Source organism: Leptospira kirschneri serovar Cynopteri str. 3522 CT, from assembly GCF_000243695.2.
Lineage (GTDB): Bacteria > Spirochaetota > Leptospiria > Leptospirales > Leptospiraceae > Leptospira > Leptospira kirschneri.
On sequence record NZ_AHMN02000013.1, the window covers coordinates 24540 to 47718 of the forward strand.

Annotated in this window: 18 protein-coding genes and 1 pseudogene; 15 read left to right on the top strand and 4 right to left on the bottom strand. The window is 35.5% G+C overall.

Annotated features, from left to right (window positions below):
- Positions 1-13 precede the first annotated feature (13 nt).
- The 3 genes from LEP1GSC049_RS211470 (at position 14) to LEP1GSC049_RS211460 (ending at position 3277) form a co-directional block, all read left to right on the top strand.
- A complete protein-coding gene (locus LEP1GSC049_RS211470) occupies positions 14-1132 on the top strand; it encodes a quinone-dependent dihydroorotate dehydrogenase (protein ID WP_004754995.1) in 1119 nt (372 codons plus the stop codon).
- 107 nt (positions 1133-1239) lie between these two features.
- Positions 1240-2682: a M43 family metalopeptidase leptolysin gene (locus tag LEP1GSC049_RS211465; protein ID WP_004755160.1), complete on the top strand. Its 1443-nt coding sequence runs from the start codon at positions 1240-1242 to the stop codon at positions 2680-2682.
- Between the two features lie 22 nt (positions 2683-2704).
- Positions 2705-3277: a hypothetical protein gene (locus LEP1GSC049_RS211460; RefSeq protein ID WP_004756607.1), complete on the top strand. Its 573-nt coding sequence runs from the start codon at positions 2705-2707 to the stop codon at positions 3275-3277.
- Between the two features lie 295 nt (positions 3278-3572).
- Here LEP1GSC049_RS211460 and LEP1GSC049_RS211455 read toward each other — a convergent pair whose 3' ends face one another.
- Positions 3573-4247, bottom strand: a complete 675-nt coding sequence (locus LEP1GSC049_RS211455; RefSeq protein ID WP_004755003.1) for a hypothetical protein — start codon at positions 4245-4247, stop codon at positions 3573-3575.
- Between the two features lie 47 nt (positions 4248-4294).
- Between LEP1GSC049_RS211455 and LEP1GSC049_RS03895 the strand changes: the two are divergent.
- From LEP1GSC049_RS03895 to LEP1GSC049_RS211440, 4 genes and pseudogenes are all read left to right on the top strand, one after another.
- Positions 4295-4836 (top strand): annotated as a pseudogene (locus tag LEP1GSC049_RS03895) (SixA phosphatase family protein).
- Positions 4837-5388 (top strand): hypoxanthine phosphoribosyltransferase, encoded by a 552-nt coding sequence (gene hpt, locus LEP1GSC049_RS211450; RefSeq protein ID WP_004754851.1) that lies wholly within the window; start codon positions 4837-4839, stop codon positions 5386-5388.
- Between the two features lie 309 nt (positions 5389-5697).
- Positions 5698-7458, top strand: a complete 1761-nt coding sequence (locus tag LEP1GSC049_RS211445; protein ID WP_016561051.1) for a cation:proton antiporter — start codon at positions 5698-5700, stop codon at positions 7456-7458.
- A 5-nt stretch (positions 7459-7463) separates the two neighbouring features.
- The gene (locus tag LEP1GSC049_RS211440; protein ID WP_004772119.1) at positions 7464-7649 is read left to right on the top strand and encodes a DUF1289 domain-containing protein; all 186 of its coding nucleotides are present in this window, start codon (positions 7464-7466) and stop codon (positions 7647-7649) included.
- 350 nt (positions 7650-7999) lie between these two features.
- On the opposite strand, the gene LEP1GSC049_RS211435 is transcribed toward LEP1GSC049_RS211440, so the two are convergent.
- On the bottom strand, positions 8000-10429 hold the full coding sequence (locus LEP1GSC049_RS211435) for a 1-acyl-sn-glycerol-3-phosphate acyltransferase (RefSeq protein WP_004753733.1): 2430 nt from the start codon (positions 10427-10429) through the stop codon (positions 8000-8002).
- Positions 10430-10535: 106 nt separating this feature from the next.
- Between LEP1GSC049_RS211435 and LEP1GSC049_RS211430 the strand changes: the two genes are divergently transcribed.
- On the top strand, positions 10536-11324 hold the full coding sequence (locus LEP1GSC049_RS211430; RefSeq protein WP_016561064.1) for an LIC13411 family adhesin: 789 nt from the start codon (positions 10536-10538) through the stop codon (positions 11322-11324).
- Between the two features lie 389 nt (positions 11325-11713).
- Here LEP1GSC049_RS211430 and LEP1GSC049_RS211425 read toward each other — a convergent pair whose 3' ends face one another.
- Positions 11714-12118 carry an LIC13410 family lipoprotein gene (locus LEP1GSC049_RS211425; protein WP_004769811.1) on the bottom strand — a complete coding sequence of 135 codons (405 nt, stop codon included), beginning with the start codon at positions 12116-12118 and terminating at the stop codon, positions 11714-11716.
- A 95-nt stretch (positions 12119-12213) separates the two neighbouring features.
- Between LEP1GSC049_RS211425 and LEP1GSC049_RS211420 the strand changes: the two genes are divergently transcribed.
- The gene (locus LEP1GSC049_RS211420; RefSeq protein ID WP_004755140.1) at positions 12214-13173 is read left to right on the top strand and encodes an NAD-dependent epimerase/dehydratase family protein; all 960 of its coding nucleotides are present in this window, start codon (positions 12214-12216) and stop codon (positions 13171-13173) included.
- Between the two features lie 70 nt (positions 13174-13243).
- On the opposite strand, the gene LEP1GSC049_RS211415 is transcribed toward LEP1GSC049_RS211420, so the two are convergent.
- The gene (locus tag LEP1GSC049_RS211415) at positions 13244-14455 is read right to left on the bottom strand and encodes a glycosyltransferase family 4 protein (RefSeq protein ID WP_004755388.1); all 1212 of its coding nucleotides are present in this window, start codon (positions 14453-14455) and stop codon (positions 13244-13246) included.
- Positions 14456-14854: 399 nt separating this feature from the next.
- On the opposite strand from LEP1GSC049_RS211415, the gene folE reads away from it, so the two are divergent.
- The 6 genes from folE (at position 14855) to mtnP (ending at position 22989) form a co-directional block, all read left to right on the top strand.
- Complete coding sequence (folE, locus tag LEP1GSC049_RS211410) at positions 14855-15406, top strand: GTP cyclohydrolase I FolE (RefSeq protein ID WP_004753534.1); 552 nt, start codon at positions 14855-14857, stop codon at positions 15404-15406.
- Between the two features lie 99 nt (positions 15407-15505).
- On the top strand, positions 15506-17470 hold the full coding sequence (gene acs / locus LEP1GSC049_RS211405) for an acetate--CoA ligase (RefSeq protein WP_016561054.1): 1965 nt from the start codon (positions 15506-15508) through the stop codon (positions 17468-17470).
- Positions 17471-17702: 232 nt separating this feature from the next.
- Entirely contained in the window at positions 17703-18476 is a 774-nt protein-coding gene (locus LEP1GSC049_RS211400; protein WP_016561026.1) for a cobalamin-binding protein, read from the top strand.
- Positions 18477-18730: 254 nt separating this feature from the next.
- Positions 18731-19561: a bifunctional helix-turn-helix domain-containing protein/methylated-DNA--[protein]-cysteine S-methyltransferase gene (locus LEP1GSC049_RS211395; protein ID WP_004754611.1), complete on the top strand. Its 831-nt coding sequence runs from the start codon at positions 18731-18733 to the stop codon at positions 19559-19561.
- 284 nt (positions 19562-19845) lie between these two features.
- Positions 19846-21414, top strand: a complete 1569-nt coding sequence (locus LEP1GSC049_RS211390; protein ID WP_004756800.1) for a methyl-accepting chemotaxis protein — start codon at positions 19846-19848, stop codon at positions 21412-21414.
- 711 nt (positions 21415-22125) lie between these two features.
- The gene (gene mtnP, locus LEP1GSC049_RS211385) at positions 22126-22989 is read left to right on the top strand and encodes an S-methyl-5'-thioadenosine phosphorylase (protein WP_004756789.1); all 864 of its coding nucleotides are present in this window, start codon (positions 22126-22128) and stop codon (positions 22987-22989) included.
- Positions 22990-23179 lie beyond the last annotated feature (190 nt).

The following is a 23179-nucleotide window of genomic DNA, read 5'->3' on the forward strand; positions in this document are numbered from 1 at the left end:
AATAGTTTTAGAGATGTTTTTCCCTCATTTGAGACAAAGTGTATATTCAATTTTTCTAAAGCCATTTTTTCTTTCCTTAGATCCCGAAACGGCACATGAACTTGCAAAAAATTTTCTCGGAATCGGTCAAAAATTTCCTGGGTTTTTAACATTAATGGAATCGATGACGTCTTATCAAAGCGATCGTTTAAAAACAAAAATTGCCGGAATCGAGTTTGAAAATCCCTTGGGAATGGGAGCGGGTTTCGATAAAACGGGAGAACTTTACCCTTTTCTTTCGAGAATGGGTTTCGGTCATATCGAGGTAGGAACCATCACAGGACAAAAACAATCCGGAAATCCAAAACCTAGAGTATTTCGTTATCCACAAGATCAAGCCTTGGTCAATCGAATGGGGTTTAACAATCCAGGAGCAGACTCCGCAGAGAAAATCATTTCCTCCCAAAAAAAAACAAAAATCCGAGGTATCAACGCAGGAAAAACGAAAATCGTTCCCGAAGAAAAAGCGGTGGAGGATTACGTTTACACTCTCAAAAAACTTTCACCTTACGCAGATTATGCGGTTATAAACATCAGTTCTCCCAATACTCCAGGATTGAGGAATTTTCAAAAACAGGAAAACTTTGTATCTTTGATTCAAGGAATCAGAAAAGGTTTGGGCAAAAATTTTAAAACTCCTTTATTCGTAAAATTTGCCCCCGATATGCAAATAAAAGAACTCGAAGCCTTACTGGAAACTTCTTTGAGTCTAAAAATCGACGGAGTCATTTTAACCAATACGACTATTGATAAATCCTATTTAAAAGAATATCCTAACGTAGAAAAAGAAGGAGGACTTTCCGGAACTCCTTTAAAAAACCGTTCCACAGAATTCGTTCGGGTTGCCTATCGAATTTTAAAGCGAAGGATTCCCATCATAGGAGTGGGCGGAATCGATTCTGAAAAAACCGCTTTGGAAAAAATTCTTGCAGGAGCTGATTTAATCCAAATTTATACCGGTTATATCTATCAGGGCCCTTTTTTACCTATGAGAATTTTAGAGTTTTTGGATCGGTTCTTAGAAAAACAAGATCTAAAAACCGTAGCGGATTTAGTAGGAAAAGAAAAAGAAATTAGATTGGATCCAAAGTAGTTTAAGATTGTTTTTCAAAAATATTGATTTTACGAATAAGCGATAAGTGAAATAAGTTACTTTAGAATATTAAAATTTTATTAAATATGGGTTAGGAATTCAAGGTTATGTTAAAAAAATCTTCGGCTTTGATTTTAATTTTTTGTTTTTTTATATGGGGTTGTCTTTTTAATAAAGGAAAAGATGACAATTCTAAAAACTTAGAACTTCTTTTAGGATTGTATTTGCTCAATGAAGTAAATTATTACTGTGCTCCCGAAGAAAACGTCCGAACGAGTGGAAGCACGCCAAATTTTAGCATATCTACTTCCAATCTCAGTCAAGTTCTTTTGACAGAAAACGGAGCATACGCGGATGGTGGAACTGCGTATCTAGTAGGAACGGTGGAATTTCCCGGAATTGGTAGAAACAATCCATTAGGAATTGTTTATGCCGAACAAAATCATCAATTTGCATCCAACTCAAATCGTTTTATGTATCCTTTATGGATAAATAAATCTGGAGATTTAATTCAAGACAATCAAAAGAGCGAATCACCCGGATACAGATCTGTCACGACTGCTTTTCCTATAGGCGCAACACCTGGATACTATGCACCTAGCGCCAATTATAATAACTTTAACAGTAATTTATTGGGAACAACCTTTGCTGTTCCGGCTAATTTAAGTACACCAGTTATAACTAAAAAAGTTACGAACAACACACCTCAAACTTGCGAAGAATATAAATTTCGCGCCGAACAAAACGGCCTATTGGGAAGTTCCTCTTCTGGTTTGAACAAAGTTTGGCAATCCAGAAAAAAACTGAATATCAACTTAATCTTTATTCCAGGGGCGGTGGCCACTCCTACGGTTGCAGGTATGGCCACGATGATTCAAACATTAAAAGATATTTATGCTCAAAATACAGTAAAAATCGACGTGACCGTGACGGCTTCCGTTGCGGCGGCAGGTGCTCCTTATTTAACAATTCAAAATATTACAGACGACTATGGAGACGTTGCCAATTCATTAGGAAATCTTTATAAAACAAATCCAAATAGCGCACAAGATTCAAATTCTTTGAATATATACATCACGAGAGATTATACGATTTCGAGTGACGCACCGGTTGGAATTTTAGGAATTTCCTCCGGTATCCCCGGAATTCCGGTTACAGGTACACCTAGATCCGGTATGATCGTATTCATAGAAAATCATAGAACAGCTTCCGGATGTGGGGCGCAAGGACAAGATTTGATCTGCGCATCGGATCAGATTTTTCTCGCAAAAACAATCGCTCATGAAGGTGGTCACTATTTAGGTCTTTACCATCTAGTAGAAAAAGACGTAATTAAAGGACGTTATTCCTTGGACCCTCTACCGGAAACTCCGGAATGTAAGGATCAAAACGGAAACAATATTGTAGGTTTAACGGAATGTTTAGGAGAAGGATTTTACAACAGCGGAGGATTGAATCTAATGTTTTGGGCGGGAAATCCTAAAATCGATCAAACTCAATTGACGGGAGAACAGGGTTGGGTGCTTCGTTCGCATCCTCTTGTATATTAAGTAAATGGAATTTAAGAAATTTATGATAAATTTAAGAATCAGTTATTACGGAGTAATCGCCGTATTTTTGTTTGGAATTTTTTCAGTAATTCAAGCTCAAACTTTGGATCAGAACCAATATCAAAAGATCAAAGCGGTGGTCACACAAACGGGTCACATTGAAAAAGAAACTTTAGTTCGAGAAATTTACGCGATCAACTCTAATCCCCAGGAATATCTGATTGCAATCTCCAAAGATCCGGATTTGAGAGTGTATGCCTTATCTCAGATTAACGAATTGATCGCCGATTTTGGAGGAAACTCGGCTATGAATTATTTAGAATCGACCATCGCTAACGAGAATGTACATCCTTCAATCCGAAGTTCCGCCGCTTTTTCTTATGGAAAAACATTCTATTTCTCTGATAGAATTCGTACTGAAAATTTTTTAAATCGATATTCTGCAAACGATCAAATCGGTGTTTCTATTCGAAATACTTTGAAAGGGCTACGCGCCGGAAAAATAAATTCAATCCGATTTTCGGAAAGATTGAAAAAGGAAAATTTAAATCGAATTCAAAATAAAAATTTAAAAAAAACAGATTCATCCAACTAAAACCGACTTAACTTAAAAAACGATCGATGACTTGAAAACAAACGAGTTGTCGCTCGTAATTTAAATATGGAATTTGTATCTGACTCTGGAGAATTTTTGTTTGGTTCTAAGATCAGTAAAATTTAACCAACGTTCAAATGAAATAATCTGTGAGGATTTTATTAGAAATTCCTAAAGAATTTTTGTTTAAGTATTTTGAGACAAGCTCAAAAGAGTTGTTGAAAAATTAATTCTTGATCTGTTTGGATTGAATGGACAATTGAAGCAATTTTACGAATTTTCACTATGGAATTTTTCAAGGTGAGGTTTCATTGGAATTTCCATAAATTTGTCTGCAGATTCCTTTTTCCTTCCAATCCAATTTCCAATCCGTCGAAGAAGAATCTTCTTTAAACAACCTTACTGCCAAATTCGAACACGTATAACGGGCATTAAAGTCTACTACTACGTATTCCCCTAAATAAAGATACCAATGTGTTTCCAAATCGATTCCTGAGGTAGATTCGCTTATTTTTAGATTTTCGATCGTTTTCCCTTTCCACCGATCTTGCAGTAAACTTTCTTCGATCAATTTAAGAACAACTTCTTTATCGGGAGATTCCTTTCCAGGATCAGAAAGTACTATATTTTTACCGAAACCCAATTCTGAAAACGACCAACCTTTTGTACGAATGAAAACGTAGTTTACTCCTACTTCTGTACGCGTTATACTACCATCTTTACGTTTTACCGTGACTAAAAAAGGGAATTTATATAAAATATCCGAATTAGATTTTGAATTTTCTATCAGAACTGGTTCCCCATTACTTTCTATCGATTGAATTTTATCTCCGATATTTTTCTTTAGCCAGTAGGTTTGAATGTCCTTTTTCGCCTTTTCTCCGTCAGGTGGACCCGCCAGTTGTCCGCTTAACAGACCTGGGATTAAAAAAAGCAGAGCAGTTCCTGCTAACGCAAAAACATTTTTCATAGCCCATTATTAACGTCTTCTTTTACATCTTGTCAATGAATTTAAAGTTGACCGGAGAACCGGAAAACGAGAGACAAAGTTCATTGAAACGAATTCACCTCATCAGACATTCCAAATCGGACTGGGAAACGGAATTTAAATCCGACCACGAAAGACCCCTCTCCGAAAGAGGTAAAAAAATGCTCGGTCTCTTCGAAAGTATTTGGAAAAGATCGAATTTAAAACAGATTTATTTTTAGTTTCGGATTCCAAGAGGACCATTGATACTTTTAAGATCATAACGAAAAACCGAAATTTATCTCTCGAAACGACGACTACAGAAGATCTATACGAATCGGACAGTGAAGACATTCTAACAGCCATCAGAAATTTGAATCTAAAATTTGAAGATGTGGCTTTATTGGGTCATAACCCGAGCATAGAAGAGATTGCAAATAAACTCATTCGAGGAAACGAAGATTCTTCATTTTCAGAGTCTATGTTCCTTAAATTTCCAACATCCGGTTTTCTTAGTATACAAGTGAAAGCCGAGTCTTGGGAAGAAGTTGGAAAACTTCCCGGAAAAATAATTAGATTCTGGATACCATAAATGAACAAAATTGGCTCGGATATTTTACATCCTCGTTTTAGTAGAGAAGATATTTCTCAAAAAGTAAAATCTCTCGCCTTAGAAATATCAGAAGATTATAAAAAACTAAATCCTATTTTTATTTGCGTATTAAAAGGAGGTGCCTATTTTTTTACGGATTTAACCAGAGAGATTCCTTTTTCGATAGAAATTGATTTCATTCAAGCAAGATCTTACTCCGGAACCGTGTCTACTGGAAAAATCGAACTGTTAAAAGATATAGACATCGATCTTTCGGATCGTCATGTAATTATAGTAGAAGACATTTTAGATACTGGACTCACTCTTCAATATCTAGTAAGACACATTTTTACTCGTAATCCCGCAAGTTTGGAAATCGTAGCTCTCCTTTTAAAAGAAAGAAAAGACATCTTAGAATTTCCTGTAAAATATATAGGTTGGAGAATTCCAGACGAATTTGTGGTGGGTTACGGCTTGGATTTTAATGGAAGATATAGAAATTTACCGGATATACACATTCTAGAACCTGGTGAATCTCAGCTTACAGTTTAACTTTTTATCATAAAGTGTAGTAAGGACTATAATTTGTCATAATCCAAAATAGATTTCTGATCTTTATATTAAACGGAAATCTGAAAATATTGATTTCTACTTTTTTCCTTAGATTACTATTTCAAAATTTTGACACGTTTTCATATTCTAAATCTTTACGATCTAAGTTTTTAGAGGATCAATAAAAAAAATGTTTTTTACTTTAATAATCTTTCATACTTTAGTATGCAAAACGATTACGGTCCGCCACAAACTCAGGTTTTTTCTTGTTAAAAACCAAAAGTTGTAATCGTTTTAGGACGATCATAAATGGAGCATCATTCACTCTCCCTTCTAAATGATATTGCGTTAAGTATCATCTTTGCTACGTTCTTTTCGCATATCGCCAGAATTACAAAACAACCATTAATTCTGGGTTATGTGGCGGGCGGACTTTTACTCGGACCAAATTTAGGTTTGAGTCTTGTAATCAACGAAGAAAGTATCGAACTGATTTCTGAAATCGGATTGATTCTTCTTCTATTCATCATTGGTCTTGAAATCGATTTAAAAGAACTGGCGCGTATGGGAAAGTCCATGTTCGTTTTAGGAATTGTTCAGTTCGAATTTTGTGTATTATTTGGACTTTTCTTTTTTCAATGGATTCTTGCCGGTTCGACAGGTAGGTTTGATCTTTTATACTTCGCCGTTGCACTCGCTATTAGCTCCACCATGATCGTAGTCAAACTTCTGCACGATAAATTCGAAGTGAGTACAATCGCTGGTCGTCTTACAATTGGGGTTTTAGTTCTTCAAGATATATGGGCGATCATTTTTATGGGAGTCCAACCCAATTTACAAAATCCCCAGATTTTAAAAATTGCAGGTTCATTAGGAATCGGTTTAGTTTTGATATGTGTTTCTTTTTTGATTAGTAGATTCTTTTTATCTAAATTGTTTCACGCCGCTGCTTCTAAACCTGAATTGATTTTAATCACTTCCATCGCTTGGTGTTTTTTACTTTGTGGTTTTGCAGAAAAAGCGGGGCTTTCCAAAGAAATGGGGGCTTTGATCGCCGGAGTCAGCATCGCAGCTTTTCCGTATGGTGCGGATGTCATTGCAAAACTTTCAGGAATTAGGGATTTTTTCATTACTCTTTTTTTTGTCGCTCTCGGAATGAAAATTCCGATTCCTTCCATTCAAATCCTCAGTGTTTCTTTGATCGCTGTTGTATTCGTCATCTTTAGCAGAGTGATCACGGTTGCGACACCGGTTTATCTTTCCGGAAAAGGTTTAAGGGCCGGAATCGTCGCTGGCTTAAACTTAGCTCAGATCAGCGAATTTTCTCTAGTGATTTTATCTTTGGGAATGGGTTACGGCCATATTAGTAAAGAGTTAGAATCCACCGTTTTGACTTCTATGATTCTTGCATCCGTAGTTTCGACTTATATCATTTTATTTAACGATCCGATTTCAAGATTCATTTTAAAAATATTGAATATGGTCGGTCTAAAAGAAAAAGAAGATGAAGAAGACCAGACCGAATCTCATATTACGGGTCAATCTAAAAGAGACATCGTAATTTTAGGTTATTTTAGAATTGCGCAAGGTCTTTTAGAGGGAATCGAGCGTGAAAAACCGGAATGGCTCAATCGAATTTTAATCGTGGATTTTAATCCGGTTTTCCGCCAATCTTTAGAAGCGAAAGGGATTCGTTGGGCTTATGGTGATTTGGCGAATCCGGAAACCTTACATCATCTCGGAATCGAAGAAGCAAAATATGTGATCTGTACAATTTCTGATATGATTCTTAAAGGAACCACCAGCCGTAGATTATTAGAATCTCTTAAAGTTATTTGTCATCGAACCCAACCTTCCATCATTCTCACCACGGATGACGTTCAAGAAGCTGAAATTCTTGTAAAAAGCGGGGCTGCGCACGTAATCGTTCCAGGTAGAATCAGCGGTATGTCACTTTTTAAAGAAATGAAAACGATCGTGGATCATTCTAAAGGAGCGATGGAAAATATTAAGAAGAAAAAACCAATTAGAAAAAGAGTCTCTCCTAATTCTAAAGTTAAGGCTAAATAAACAAATTGGTCCGTTCTCCTTGTAATAAGATTTGTTCTATGGATTTTGAATCTGGCTTTTGTAAAGGATGTTTTAGAACTTTAGAAGAAATCTGCAACTGGTCCAGTTATTCCGAGACGGAAAGAGAAAATTTATTTTTGAAATTAAAAATCCGTAAAAAGGAAAACGTCTCTAAGTTCAATTATGAATAGAGTTTTTGAAAAATTCTATAGTGGAGATTAGAAAAACTACTTCAATTGTTCATTTCAATACAACGGAAACAAATGGAGAATTCATCTTTCAACAATTCTAATGTCTTCAGTTTTACTCATCCCTATCGAATTGATTAACAAATATGAGTTCGGCATAACGCGAAAAGGATCGCATTTTAGATCGCGTTCTGAATTGTAACTAAAGACTAAACATTGCATTACGTTTCTTTCATGCAATTTATTGACTATGGCCGAGAGTCCGTTCGGGCGAATCTGGATTGCCCCAATTTCTTTTTCTGAATTCACGTTATAAAAGTGTAAACTAATAGTTTTAGTGTTTTATGGTGTTCTTATGAGTAAGAGGATTCGTCCGAACACATATTCGCATAGTACTGAATTAAATCTTTGTCCGATATTTTTACGTTTTCATTCTCTAAAGATATTATCTTTTTCTGCTTTAATATTTTAAGTCCTCGTTTTAAGATTTCATTTGAATCCTGAATGAGATAGTTTCCTTTTTTAGTTAGTAAAGTTTCTTTGATTAAGTTTTTAAGTTCGTTTGTGTTTACTTCTCCTCCGCTTTCTACGATCATACGCGCTACAAGTTGATTCGGTAAAATTCGTCTATATTTTTTCCAACCTTGAGTGATCTCAAATCCTATCGATCCTGTGGGATCTTCTTCGTGTATATATCTTGAAACCGGTATCGGTTCACAAAGATCCATATACACTTCTTTTCTTTTATAGAAAAAATCCTTAAAACCAGGTTTTTTATCTTTGCCGCAAAATTCTTCGTCTTCGGGAACGTTTTCATAAGACAACACGATCGGAACCACGATCACTTCGGAACCGGTGTGTTTGTATGCTTCTACGGACGTGGATAAGATCCCGGTTTTTATCGGTAAAATTCCTCCGGTTCTAGAACGAGTTCCTTCCGGATATACCAATGTGGGAATTCCTGCCTCTAACATCATTGTTGAATATTGAGTCAAACATTCTAAATATAAAATATTCCGATTTCGTTTTCTATCTACCATGTATGCGCCTAAGGATTTTAACACGCTAGCAAGTCCTGGAGTGGCCATCACTTTTTTATCCGCGGCGTATCTAGGAACTGGCAATCCCAACCATTTTAATCCAAAAGCTACTTCGATAGAATCTAAATGAGATCTATGTGTAGGAGTATAGAGTATATCATATCTAGAAGCGAGTGCCTTTACTTCTTTGACACAACCTCCTATTTTGGGTAATCCCGCTCCGGATTTAAAACCGCTTAAAACGTAACGAGTTGGGGCGATCAGATGAATTAACGCATCCCTTAAAAAAGGTTTATAATCGTCCGCGATTTCAGTAACATAAAAATCTAATATTTTCGTTAGATCTTTGTTCCCGGTTTCCTGAAATTTTTTTTCCACTTCGTCCCAAAGTTGTATTTCTTTAGGAATTTGTAATAAGTCGGTGACGTCGTTGGATTCTTTTGCTTCTTGGTATCTTTTTTCTAAAGATTTTATGAGAAGAGAAGATTGTTTGAGAACACGATCCGTCATTCCAGGTTGTCCGTTGATACGTCTCAGTACATTTTTACTCAAAGCTTCTTGAAATTTTTTTCCCGAAGCCATCCCCAAACCGGAACGTTTTGTGGCGATTTTAGAAATATGACGAACTTCGTCCGATGTGGACTTAGATACAAAACGAATGAGTTCGGTTGGAGAAACTCTTCGAGTGAGTATTTGAAAAAGTGTATCATAGAGTGGGATTTCCACTTTCTTTTCTTCTGCTAAAGAAATGATTGAAGCAAGTGCAAAGGCTCCTTCTACGTGACTTTCGCTCTGGCTTACTTCTTTTTGAATAAATTCAGCGGGATTAAAAAATAATTCGATCCTTTCTATCAAATTGGGACGGTCTTCTCCCGAAATCAATTTATGTACGAATCGATGGCCGTATGCTTTATTTCGACTATAACGAGAAGTACACGAAGCGATCAGATCCGCAAGTCCGTATTCTTGAACCGGTTGAGTTGAAATTTCGAGCGCTTTCAAAAGAGTGATAATTTCGGAATAACCCAAACTGATCAATTCTCCTTCGAAGTTACTTCCACATTCAGGAATTCCAGAGGCGATTCCACAAGCGATCGCAATCGGATTTTTCATCGCTCCGGACACTTCCAAACCAATTAGATCTTTGTATGTTTTTGTATGATTCCGAGAACCACAAAATAAAGTTTCAAAAATTTCTATGGATTGAGTTCCGGAAGAAGCCAAACAATAAAAACTATGATGTCCTCGTTTGAGTTCTCCCAATAAGTTTGGTCCATTAACTGCGGTATATTCTATATTTTTAAACTTTCCAGCAACGCATAACTTTTGTAAATATTCAGAATATGTAATGCAGTTCGTTTTTTTTCTTGTAGATGCGGATAAAAGTCCTTTTGTAAACGTAAAGATAAAATGTGAAGAATTCTTATCTAAAACTTTGGATAATTCGTCCAAGATTCCTTCCATCAGCCTGGAAGGCACCGCTATGATTAGTACCCAAGAACCGTTCTTTAAAAAATCGAATTCACTTTGAATACGAACGTTTTCGGGAACTGAAATTGAATCTTCAAGTACGGAAGCGATTCTTTCTTTTTCTATTTTTGCGGCTTTTTTACGATCGTCATACCAAAGATAAATTTCTTTTGCCTTGGGAGAAAGATACGTAGAAAGATAAATCCCCATCGGACCGCCTCCCAGAACGGCGATATTTTCAGGGACAACTACGGATGACTTTAATTCTTCCATTCTATTTTCTATTGAGACCTTAAGAATTTGAGAAACAATCAGAAAACGAATCTTTCATTTTGTTTTTCCGGGTTGCCTAACCGATAAATCACAAGAGAGTAGGTCTGTGACTTTATTGAATTCCACAAAAAAATATAACGGATTTTTGTTTTTTTTCTTAATCTTAAATTACTTTCTGATCAGTTTTACCAATTGTGCCACGTATTTTCAAAATAGAAAAAACGATTTGAAAGACGTATTTACTATAGGAGTGGAAACTCCCGGTTATGGAGCGGGAGTTAGAATTGGTCCTCTCGCTGCGGGTTTTGTTTTTCAAGGTGGAGAATCTGCTCCTGGCAAAAGAGATTTAGGAAAAGGTTATGGACTTCGAGGAGGTTATTTTGGTTCGTATCGATCTCAACAGTTGATCTTTGGAATTTTAGGAGGAGATACTTTTTTTCCTTTAGAAGTGGAGACACAAACTTCTGAAACTGAACCGCCAGAAACAATTTCTTCCGAAACTACGGAAGAATTAAAAAATTTGGAGGACTCTAAAACCCCTGGTGATCAGGTTCCTGAATTTTTAAACGAAAGGTATAATATCAAAAGTCAGAAGTTACGTTATCTTTCTTTTTACAATATTCCAGTTGCGGAAAGAAGAAGAAAAAAGAAGGAAGAATTTTACAAAAGATTTATAGAAAAACAAAATTTAGATAAAAACGATCCCGCCGTACAAAATGCATTACAAAATTTTAATAAAAGAAAAGACGGTTATCCTAAAAGTTTTCTTTATCAAATCGAAGTTTATTTAGGTGTTTATGCGGGACTCAGAATCGGTTTTAATCCTATGGAACTTTTAGATTTTTTAATAGGATTTACTGGATTGGATTTATTAGAAGATGACGTTGCGAATTAAAAAAATTGCCTCAAAAACTCTCAGATAAATTCGTTCTAACTTAGAACTATAATTGAGTACCAATATTTTGCGCTGAAACAGGGCTTTACGGTGCTTAATTTCATAGAAATTGACAGGAACATTCATTTGCGAAACTTTTTGAATCGTTAATGCATTCTAAAAGTCTGTTCCAAAACCTTATAATCAATCTTTGAATTCCCAATCAAAAGTGTTAGTTCCCATAGAAACAGTCACATCGAATGATTTACAATTCTTTAATATTAAGGTTTCTATATAAATTTCACACTTTTATGAGACTAAGCGTTTCTCTTTTATTAATGTTCGGAAAACTAAGGTCTTTTCCGGATTATTTTACGTTTTGGAACAGACTCTGAATATAAACTCTTAGGTTAGAGTTTATATTCCATTTTTTTAATCACGCCTTTTTTATCGATCGTCAGTTTAATGAACTTAGTGTCTTCGGTGATGGTTGCTGGTCTTTCGGCTAACGTTTTGTAAGAATTTTTTTGATAATCGGTGGAAACTAAATACCATTCTAAAACCGCTCCATCTTGTGTGTTGAGTTCTACCGAAGGTGTTCCCAAAACCGCTTCCGCTTTGATTCGTTTATCTCCTTCTTTAATCATTCCTACTTCAAAAGTTCTGATGTCTGAATTGGGTTGATATTCCTGTCTAGGAGGTTGTTTTTTTTCTTCGGAACTGCAAAAGAAAACTGCTAAGATACAAGTTAAAATTAAAATCGTTGAAAAAATATTTTTCATCATTGTTTTCTCTAAGTTTGGATTTTGAAGCACAACTATCGTTTTTGTTTTTACTCTGTCGAGAGTAAAAATCGAGACGACTCTTAAAAAATTCTTCTTTATACTTGTGAAAGCATGATGATGGTCTCATGAACGAGAAAATGAATTTTAAAAAAACAATTTTGGTGACCGGTGGTAGTGGTTCCTTGGGTTTGGTGCTCGTTCCTGAATTACTTAAAAGTTATAGAGTGATTTGTATCGGAAGAAAACTTTCTTCTTTTCCAAATACGATTCGGTTTCATTCTAATTTTATTTTTTACGAAGTGGATCTTGAGGACGATTCTGATTTTTCGATCCGAGAAAAACCGGAATTTATCATTCATCTTGCGGGAAAGGTGAGCGGCCAGGCTTCCACCTTGGAAGAATATAAAAAAGGAAACGAACTTTCAACCCGAAAGATACTTCAATTTGCTTCTAAAAATCGTACGACTAAAATTTTGTTTTCTAGCTCTTCTTCGGTTTATGGTTTTTTGGATCGACCCGTTACCGAAACTTCTGCGTTAAACGGAAATACTTTTTATGCGATTTCAAAAATAGAATGTGAATCTCTTGTGAAGAAGTCTAAAAATCCTTTTGTAATTTTAAGAATCGCTTCGGTTTACGGTCCTACTAATAGAAGTTTTATAAATAAACTTCTAAAATTGTTTCAATACGGAATCTTGCTTTATTCCGGAAATCCTAATTTTAAAAAATCTGTCGTTTATTCTCTGGATGTTGTGGATTCTATTTTAGTTATATTAAAAAAATGGAATTTAGTTTCTGGAAAAATATTCAACATAGCTTATCCTATACCTTTGAGTTGCGAAGACATAGAAATTCTTTTTTCAAAATTAATTCCGAGCAAGTTCTTTCTTAGGTTGAAGCTGAAGGGCATAACATTATTTTTATTGAATATATTAAACATATTGTTATCTAAATTGACTAAAAAGAAGATCAATTTAGAATACATCCAGGAGTCTTCGATTATAGATTCAAATCGAATTCAGAAAGAACTGGGATTCCGGTTCAAAACGGATTTTGAAAAAGGGATTCGATCCGTTTTGAACTAACGTGAGTTTGGTTTTGAATCGCTTAAAGTCTGTCAAAATTTTTAAATATGAAAACTCATACAGAAATTCTTTATAAAAGATTTTTATAAACTTCTAAAGTTTCAGAAGCAGCTTTTTTCCACGAAAATTTTCCCGAGTTTTTTTTACCTTGGGGAATCAGTTTTTTTACAGAGTTATGGTTTTTTAAGAAATTTTTTAGAAGATTTTCCAATTCAGATGGATTTTCAGGAGAAAAGTAAAATACGCTGTTTTGTAAAATTTCAGGCATCACGGTCGAATTAGAAGAGATCACGGGACAACCGCAGGCTTGCGCTTCGAGAGGAGGAAATCCAAAACCTTCGTATTTTGAAGGAAAGATAAAAAGACCCGCACAAGAATAAAGACAACGAAGTTCTTCCAGTGTTAGTCTTTTCATGGGAACTATTTGATCCTCATAACCGACTATGTATGATTGTAAATAGTCTGGGATTTTTCCAGATGTACCACCTAACACCCATTTAGTTTTTAAGACCTTGGAATCCCAAAGAGATTTTAAAACGTCTAAAACTAAGTTTAAATTTTTGTGACCTTTGCCGATCCCGACACTCAATAAATATCCTTCTTTGAGATTGTATTTTTTTAAAAAATTCTTTTTTTCCATGGAGGTTGCCGGATAAAAAATAGTATGGTCTATACCGTTGTAGATCAGTTTTATCTTATCTTTAGAAAAACCGAATACAGATTCTAAATCCATCGCAGTGTATTTAGAAACGGACACGATCTTCTTGGAAAAAGATCGAATCAAACGAAACACAACCTGCATATAAAATCGTTTTACGAAACTTGAATGAAACTCTTTCATTCGAAACGGAATAATATCATGAATCGTTACGATTGATTTATGTAGATGAGTAAGAGGCGCGTTGAAATGAGGAATGTCTAAGATGTCCATTTGATTCATCCAAGGATGACCTAAAAACTCGGAAAAGGAATAGATCTGAGTATGGTACGAAATTACAGGATATGAGAAATCTTTTATGTTTCGAATAGATTTATGTTTGGTTGTGATTGGATTTTGATTTTGTTCAAAACCAGAAAATTCATGACATGAAATTCCTTCGTTTTGAATCGTTTTTAAATCACCAAAAAGATAGATTTGAATTTTTTCTTTTTTAGAAATGGGGCCTAGATATTTCAAAAGCCCTCTAATTCTCATCCCGATGCCGGAGTGAGAAATCATACGAGCGTCTAATCCGATCGCAAAATCGCGGTTTGTTTTTTCTTCCTGCTTTTGTATTCCCATGATCGGACATTACTTCTCTTTGCTGGAAATCTGCAAGAAAATGAAAATACGATGGAAGATTCGGAAGATACTTTTCAAAATGGGAATTCTTGAAAAAGGCTATCTGAAAATTATCGAAGAAAAATCAAATAAATGATGAATATATTTTGTTTTTAAAGATGAACGAGCGTGACAATGCGAAAACATTGTAGCGGAGACTTCAAAACAGATCGGAGCCACTTATTATAAAATTCGGACGGATTTTATCACGCCTCAGTCTTATTCTTGATAGAGATACTTAAGAGCTTGTAAACAATTTTAGACTTTGGATTCTATCGATTCATTGAAGTATTGAGTTTCTACAAAGTTTTTAGGAAAACTTACTGATTTTTAAAGGAAAATTGAACAAGAGAGTTTAAATTGGAAGAGGATATAATCAATATTTTAAAATCGATTGGAGAAGATCCAACTAGAGAAGGTCTTCTTAATACTCCAAAACGAGTAAAAAAAGCGTACGAATTTCTGACATCCGGTTACCGTGCAGACATTACAAAAATTGTCAATGGAGCCATTTTTGAAGAACCTACAGAAGGAATGGTTCTTGTGAGAGATATAGAAATGTATTCTCTTTGTGAACATCATCTTCTTCCTTTTTATGGAAAGGCGCACGTGGCTTATCTCCCAAATAAAAAGATCATAGGAATCAGTAAAATTCCTAGAATTGTGGATGTTTTTGCCAGAAGGTTACAAGTTCAAGAACGTCTCACAGAACAGATCGCCTATGCCATTCAAGAAGTTCTAGATCCTCAAGGTGTTGCCGTAGTAATTAAGGCAAAACATCTTTGTATGATGATGAGAGGAGTGGAAAAACAAAATTCTGAACTTTTCACCTCGTGTATGTTAGGCGCTTTTAAAGAAAACATGGTCACTCGTTCTGAATTTTTGGATCTGATTCGTACTGGATCCACTTAAAGGATAATTCTTAATCGTAAATTTTCTAAAAAACTTCTTTCACAATTTGGTAGACAGAGAGAAAAAAAGAAACATTCTTTGCCGAATTCGGAGGAAGTTATGGCAAAAGAACGAGTCGTTTCGCCGTCCGCAGAATTTAAAAAGAATGCGAACATCAATCTTAAGGACTATAAATCTCTTTATAAGGAATCCATAGAAAACCCGAACAAGTTCTGGGCAAGAGAAGCCAACCGTCTGACTTGGTTTAAAAAATGGACTAAGGTTTTGAGCCACGATTTTAAAAACGCAAAAGTAGAATGGTTTAAAGGTGGCAAACTTAATGTTTCTTATAACTGTTTAGATCGTCATATCAGCACTTCGTTAAAAAACAAAGCCGCTTTAATCTGGGAAGGGGACAATCCCACAGAATCCAGAGTGCTTACCTACTACGATGTTTACAGAGAAGTAAATCGTTTTGCGAACGTTCTTAAAAAATTTGGAGTAAAAAAAGGGGATCGGGTTCTGGTTTATCTTCCCATGATTCCAGAATTAGCCATTACAATTCTTGCATGTACTCGGATTGGTGCAATTCATTCAGTGGTGTTCGGAGGATTTTCACCGGAAGCACTTCAAAGTAGAATTGACGATTGTAAGCCAAAGTTAGTTGTCACCGCAGACGGAGATTTTAGAGGTGGGAAACCAATCGAGCTGAAAAAAAATGTGGATCTTGCTCTCGAAAAATCCAAAGAAAAAGTAAAAACCGTAATCGTAGTTCGTCGTACCGGAAACGAATCTGGTCTTACTTGGAAAGACGGTCAAGACTACTGGTATCACTTTTTGATGAACGATCCGGAACTTCCTTCTTATTGCAAACCGGAAGAGATGGATGCGGAAGATCCTCTTTTTATTCTTTATACTTCCGGTTCGACCGGAAAACCGAAAGGAGTCCTACATACTACTGGTGGTTATCTTTTAGGAGCTAATTTAACATTTCATTATGTATTTGATATTAAACCAGAAGATACGTATTGGTGTACCGCTGATATAGGTTGGGTAACCGGTCATTCTTATTTAGTTTACGGTCCGTTATCCAATGGAGCTTCTTCCGTAATGTTTGAAGGAGTTCCTTCTTATCCGGACGCTGGTAGATTTTGGGACGTCATTGATAAGTATGGGGTAAATATATTTTATACCGCGCCGACGGCAATTCGAGCTTTGATGAGAGAAGGATTAAATCATATTCAAAAAAGAGATTTGAGTTCTCTTCGTCTTTTAGGTTCCGTTGGAGAACCGATCAACCCTGAAGCCTGGGAATGGTATTTTAAAAATATAGGAAAAGGAGAATGTCCGATCGTAGATACTTGGTGGCAGACAGAAACAGGATCGATTATGATAACCGCTCTTCCGGGGGCTATTCCTCAAAAGCCGGGCTCTGCGACGTTACCATTTTTTGGAGTACAACCTGTCTTAGTGGATAACGAAGGTAAGGAGATTACCGATAAGGGAGAAGTTTCTGGAAATTTATGTATTAAAGGTCCTTGGCCTTCAATGATGCGTGGGGTTTACGGAGATCCAAAACGATTTTTTGAAACTTACTTTTCTCAGTTTGAAGGATATTATTTTACGGGAGACGGGGCGCGTAGAGATAAAGACGGATATTTTTGGATCACTGGAAGAGTGGACGATGTGATTAACGTTTCCGGCCATAGGATCGGAAGCGCAGAAGTGGAAAGTGCACTTGTTGAAAATAAATCTGTTGCTGAAGCGGCCGTAGTTGGTTTTCCACACGACATCAAAGGTCAGGGAATTTACGCTTACGTTACGGTTAAAGAAGGTGTTACGACTAACGATATTTTGAAAAAAGAACTCATCTCAACAGTAGAAAAGATGATCGGTAAAATTGCAAGACCCGACGTGATCCATTGGGCTCCAGGTCTTCCAAAAACACGTTCCGGAAAAATTATGAGAAGGATTTTAAGAAAAATCGCTTCTGGAGAATTTGAAGGTCTAGGAGATACTTCTACTCTTGCAGATCCATCTGTGGTTCAAAAGTTGATCGAAGACAAAAAGAAATTTCACAGTTAATGTAGATTCGGTTTTGAATAAATCAAGCCAAACCGCAGAAAATGGAATGTTCAGTTAGAAAGATCTAAACAACTTTTTCTACTCGGCAATTTCCTATTTAATGGAAGCTGAATTTTTACTGAGTTATACTTTTTATATATTCAATTTACTTAAATAATATAAATATTATATTACAATCTATTCCAAACAAAACCGATTTTTCCAAACTTATTTTAGAAAAGGTGGTAAAAATTTGATCGGGCCGAAAAGAATCATCTGTCTTACTGAAGAAACAACCGAGTTATTTTATTTACTTGGAGTTGAGGAACGAATTGTAGGAATCTCCGCTTATACAGTTAGACCACTCAGAGCTAAAAAAGAGAAACCTAAGGTTTCTGCGTTTATCAACGGAAATGTGAAAAAAATTAAGGAACTAAAACCGGATCTAGTAATTGGATTTTCGGATATACAATCGGATCTTGCAAAAAATCTGATTGCAGAAGGATTGAATGTACTTGTCACAAATCAAAGAACGATTTTAGAAATTTTCGATACTTTGTCTCTTTTAGGATCCATTGTAGGAAAAGGAAATGAAACTCAAAAATTGATCGAAAGTTGGAAAAGAAAGTTAGACGAAATTGAAAGAGCGTATTCTTCAAAAAATCAACCATCTGTCTTTTTTCAAGAATGGGATGAACCGATCATAACCGGAATCTCTTGGGTTTCGGAACTCATCACACTTGCCGGTGGAAAAGATTGTTTTGAATATCTCAAAACGAGATCTTTGGCAAAAGATAGAATCATTTCTGCAATAGACGTTGCAAAGGCAAATCTAGAAGTTTATGTCGGTTCTTGGTGCGGAAAACCTATGAACTTTGAATGGGTGCAAAAACATCCAGATTGGCAAAACGTAAGTGCAATTCTAAATCATAAAGTTTACGAGTTAGATCCTTCTATTATTCTTCAGCCCGGCCCAGCATTGTTTGAAGAAGGAATCGATCAACTTGTAAAGTTGATTCACTCCTAGTTTGTTTCAAGATTTATTCTGATGCCGTATAACGGTGATTTTATGTGAAAATTTGATTTTCAAACTGATGGGCGTAAATTCGTCCAGATTTTTTTACGTCGAATTCAAGTTAAATTTAGGCAAAATACAGTTTGATGAGAATTGTTAAAATGACTTACTTTTATTGCAGAAAAAGGGATTTAGAACTTACAAAATATTATAAAAATAGCAAGGATCGGGTTTCTAAAAATCCGAACTTAGAATAAGATTTAAATATGAACCACTATCAAAAAATTGCGGAAGCGATTCAATTCATACAAAAAAATGCGACGTCTCAACCCGAGTTGGACGAAGTTGCAAAGTCTGTGAACTTAAGTCCGTTTCACTTTCAAAGGCTGTTTACGGAATGGGCAGGAGTGAGTCCGAAACAGTTTCTACAGTATGTTACTTTACAAAATGCTAAATCGATTCTTTCTAAACCTCAAAACACTTTGTTTGACGCTGCTTTTGAAACCGGATTGTCCGGAACGAGTAGATTACACGATTTGTTTGTAAAGATTGAAGGAATGACTCCGGGAGAATTTAAAAACGGAGGTGAAAATCTTAGAATTCGATACAGTTTTCAAAAAAGTGTCTTTGGTAGTTATTTGATTGCTTCTACAGAAAAAGGAATTTGTAATTTATTCTTTTATGATATTCCGGAAAAACAAATCGTTTCCGAGTTGAAAGAACAATGGGATAGAGCGGATATAATTGAGCAAACGGACGAAAATCAAAATCGAGTTATTCGTTTTTTCGATAAGACGTTAAATGGAAATGAAAAAATCAAACTCCATCTGAAAGGAACCGAATTTCAAATCAAAGTTTGGGAAGCTCTTCTCAAAATTCCGGAAGGACAATTGTCTTCTTATTCGGATATTGCAAATTGGATCGGACAAGAAAGTGCTTCTAGAGCAGTTGGAACTGCTATCGGTAAAAACCCAATCGGATATTTGATTCCTTGTCATAGAGTGATTAAAAGTACAGGTGGAATTGGAGAATATCGATGGGGCTCCGAAAGAAAGATGGCTATGATCGGTTGGGAGGCGAGTAAAGTCAAAATTTAACTTTCAGTTCAACCTTACATCGTGTGATTTATAGTTTTTTAACATTAGAGTTTCTGTTTTGCGTTAACCGAATTCATGTTTTCTTAACGTCTGAATTCAACAATCGCTTAAAAGTTTTTTCCGTTTATCGTTTTCAAGTTCAAATCCCGGATTTTAAACGAAGATCTTGGTTAAAATACTTCATTCTAAAATTACAATCTGTCGTTTTATAATACGGATACTGTATTTCCAAATAGGTTTTCACTTTTCATTTACTGAAATTAAATTATAAAAACGTTTGGCTTATGTCCAAACAATCTATAGAATCCATTCGCAAGAAGGGAGAAGCGCTTACATATTATTCTAGAATGACAATTATGGTTATGGTGTTGATTTCTTTAGCCGCGAGTTTCAAAACTCTTCAAACTCAGATTAAAATCATTCATTCTTCCGCTGCATTTTTTATGTTTGTTTATACACTTTTCGGTTTTATTCTCTATAAAAAATATGAAATTAAACAATGGGTTCATAATCTATTTATTATATTTGATTCTCTTATATTGAGTGTGACGATTTTTTTGGATAGTATGGTTTCCGCGGAACTGATTTCTCCCGTTCTTAAAAATGCGATTCTTTATTCAGTATATTATTTTATTATTGCTTACTCGGGTCTTTTAGGCAGGCCGAAATTTGTACTAATTACAGGTATGTTTTGTTATTTTGGTTATTCGATTGCATTGACTAATGCAACCTTTCACGGTCTTCGATTTTCGGAAGACAACGCGATTAATATGAAACCCGGTTATGTTAAACTTAGCGCAGAGATCACGAAAATCTTCTTTATGGCAGGTGTAAGTTTAATTCTTTATCGATTGATGAATTTATTCGACGAATTGTATCAGGAAGCCTCTACTTATTTTCAAGAGAATAAGAATTTTCTAAACAAGTTGGAAAATAACAGAAAGATAATTCATTCTTCGGCGGAGACCTTGGAACTTTCGGTAACGAATTTTTCGGAGTTTACTAGTTTAACCAGTGAAAAGATGGAATCGCAGGCAGCTTCTTTGGAAGAGGTCAACGCAGTGATAACTTCTTTATCTAAATCATCCGAAAAAAATGCAGATTCGATTCGAATTCAAAACGAGAATTTAATCGAACTCAATCAAAAAGCCCAAACTCTTTTGGAAGTAATCGGTGAAATATCAAATCATTCTAAAGGTCTGGATGTTAACGCGAAAGAGAGTAAAACTGAAATGAAGATCGTAAAGGAATCCGTGGAAAAAACTGGCGAGTTCTTAAAAAACATTTCAAATTCATTTCAACGTGTGGATGAGATCAATCGTATTCTAGGAGAAATTGCAGATAAAACCAATCTTCTTTCTTTGAACGCTTCTATAGAGGCGGCTCGTGCTGGCTCTGCAGGTCGTGGGTTTGCTGTGGTTGCTCAAGAGGTTAGTAAACTCGCGGAATTTACGGCTACAAATGCAAAGATGATTGCGAAAGTGGTTCAGGAATCTCTAGAATTTATTGAAGAAGCGAATGCCGCGTCTCAAGGTACGGGACATTTGACGGAGAATCAAAGTATTAAAGTTAATCTTACCGTTTCAAAAATAGAAGAGATGAGTCGTTTGTATGAACGCGGAACTATGATCGTTAACGATTTTGTTAAAAATTTAGAAAGAGTTAAAAAGTTATCGGACGATTTATTTCATTCTACAGAAGAACAGATGACTGCTCAAAAAGAAATGATGAAAGCTATGTTCGAACTTGAAAAGGAAGTTAATGAAATTACTCAGGAATCCGGAAAAATTCAAGACGGGGTTTTACAGATTAAAACCCAATCTAGAGATTTAAAAGCTTTGAGTGTAGTTTAATCCTTTTTTACGGATTCAATATTTTCTGCCAAAATGGGCAGATAACACCATGAATTTGTTTCAAAATTAGAATATAAAATCTATTTCAAAAAGCAATTGATCCTGGAAGGGTACTCTTTTTAAGAGTTTTTGTATTTTCACAAGATAAGAATCAACCACGAAGTTATGATTGAGGTTTCTTTTAAGATTTTGAACTATACTCAGAAATAAGACGAGTGAAACGAATTTTTGGAATTGGGCTTAAATTTAGTAACTTTTATTTAGTGATTCACCTTATGAAACCAAGTTTATATTTTAAAATAGTATAATATACTTTTTAACAACTAAAACAACGCTGCTCTCTATGGATCACGCGTGGGTAACTCAGCAACGCTGCTCTCTATGGATCACGCGTGGGTAACTCAGCAACGCTGCTCTCTATGGATCGCAGCGTTAGGGATCGATGCGGAGTCAACAAATTGTTTCAACGGCAAAATTTTGTTTTATCTTGGTTTTCAATTTGTTGACTGAAGCTGAGAGCCCGGCCTGCTTTATTTTACAATAAGTTTTTGTTTTACAATCAATTCGAAAGCAGGAACGCCCAAATCTTTTTTCGGATTCGAAATTATTTGAATCGTTTTTGTAAAAACAGTTCCGATTTACATTTTGAGTTCGTTTTTTAAAACTGTCCCTGAATGAAATTTGAAAACTTTTTCTTTAGGAAGTGGAATCATGTCGTATAACGTTAGAGCGGCTATCATTGGTGGAACTGGACTTTATAGTTTAGAAGGAATGGAGCTGATCGAAGAAATTTTTCCTGACACTCCTTGGGGCAAACCTTCCGATAAAATTAAGATCGGTAACTACAAAGGAAAATTGATCGCGTTCTTACCTAGACACGGAATCGGACATTTTCTTTCTCCACCTGAAGTCCCGAATCATGCGAATATATGTGCTCTTAAACAACTTGGCGTTGAGGAAATTGTTGCATTTAGTTCGGTTGGAAGTTTGAGAGAAGAAATCAAACCTCTCGATTTTGTTTTACCTTCTCAAATTATTGATCGTACTCGTTTTAGAAATTCTACTTATTTCGGAAACGGAGTCGTGGCACACGCTCCTTTTGCCGAACCTTTCTCGCGCAATTTAAGTGAAAGAATCGCACAAACTGCTAAAAAAATCGGTTTGGAAATTCATTTGGATAAAACCTTAGTTTGTATGGAAGGCCCTTTGTTTTCTACTAAGGCGGAGTCCCATCTTTATCGTTCTTGGGGCGCTGACATCATCAATATGACGGTTCTTCCGGAAGCAAAACTTGCTCGTGAAGCCGAAATTGTATATCAGATGATTTGTATGTCCACTGATTATGATTGTTGGAGAGAAGGAGAAGAATCAGTTACCGTTGAAATGGTGATTGCAAATTTGACTAAGAATGCAGAGACGGCTAAAAAACTTCTTTCTGAATTGATTCATGTTCTTGGAAACGGAGATGATCTTAGTCTGAAAAATAGTACACGTTATTCTATCATTACGGCTCCTGAAAAAAGAAACCCGGAAACGGTAAAAAAACTGAGAGTACTTTTTCCGGAATATTTTTAATTCAAGTTTAAAATTTAAAAAACGAGTTAATTCATCGTGAATTCTATACAATGAATTCCTAATTTACTAATAGTCGAAAAATGACAATTCTTTTTAGATTTTATAAAAGTTTTCGGAAAATGTTTTTTATGAAAGTAGATTCAAATTTGAATATTGAACCTCGGAAAAATTAAAAGTGGCTTCAAAAGAC

What these genes read in the sequence shown, in the direction of transcription:
- hpt (WP_004754851.1), top strand. Translation starts at nt 4,837, where the DNA reads ATGAACAAAATTGGCTCGGATATTTTACATCCTCGTTTTAGTAGAGAA.
- acs (WP_016561054.1), top strand. Translation starts at nt 15,506, where the DNA reads ATGGCAAAAGAACGAGTCGTTTCGCCGTCCGCAGAATTTAAAAAGAAT.
- LEP1GSC049_RS211470 (WP_004754995.1), top strand. Translation starts at nt 14, where the DNA reads ATGTTTTTCCCTCATTTGAGACAAAGTGTATATTCAATTTTTCTAAAG.
- LEP1GSC049_RS211395 (WP_004754611.1), top strand. Translation starts at nt 18,731, where the DNA reads ATGAACCACTATCAAAAAATTGCGGAAGCGATTCAATTCATACAAAAA.
- LEP1GSC049_RS211465 (WP_004755160.1), top strand. Translation starts at nt 1,240, where the DNA reads ATGTTAAAAAAATCTTCGGCTTTGATTTTAATTTTTTGTTTTTTTATA.
- LEP1GSC049_RS211435 (WP_004753733.1), bottom strand. Translation starts at nt 10,429, where the DNA reads ATGGAAGAATTAAAGTCATCCGTAGTTGTCCCTGAAAATATCGCCGTT.
- LEP1GSC049_RS211445 (WP_016561051.1), top strand. Translation starts at nt 5,698, where the DNA reads ATGGAGCATCATTCACTCTCCCTTCTAAATGATATTGCGTTAAGTATC.
- LEP1GSC049_RS211415 (WP_004755388.1), bottom strand. Translation starts at nt 14,455, where the DNA reads ATGGGAATACAAAAGCAGGAAGAAAAAACAAACCGCGATTTTGCGATC.
- LEP1GSC049_RS211455 (WP_004755003.1), bottom strand. Translation starts at nt 4,247, where the DNA reads ATGAAAAATGTTTTTGCGTTAGCAGGAACTGCTCTGCTTTTTTTAATC.
- mtnP (WP_004756789.1), top strand. Translation starts at nt 22,126, where the DNA reads ATGTCGTATAACGTTAGAGCGGCTATCATTGGTGGAACTGGACTTTAT.
- LEP1GSC049_RS211460 (WP_004756607.1), top strand. Translation starts at nt 2,705, where the DNA reads ATGATAAATTTAAGAATCAGTTATTACGGAGTAATCGCCGTATTTTTG.
- LEP1GSC049_RS211420 (WP_004755140.1), top strand. Translation starts at nt 12,214, where the DNA reads ATGAACGAGAAAATGAATTTTAAAAAAACAATTTTGGTGACCGGTGGT.
- LEP1GSC049_RS211390 (WP_004756800.1), top strand. Translation starts at nt 19,846, where the DNA reads ATGTCCAAACAATCTATAGAATCCATTCGCAAGAAGGGAGAAGCGCTT.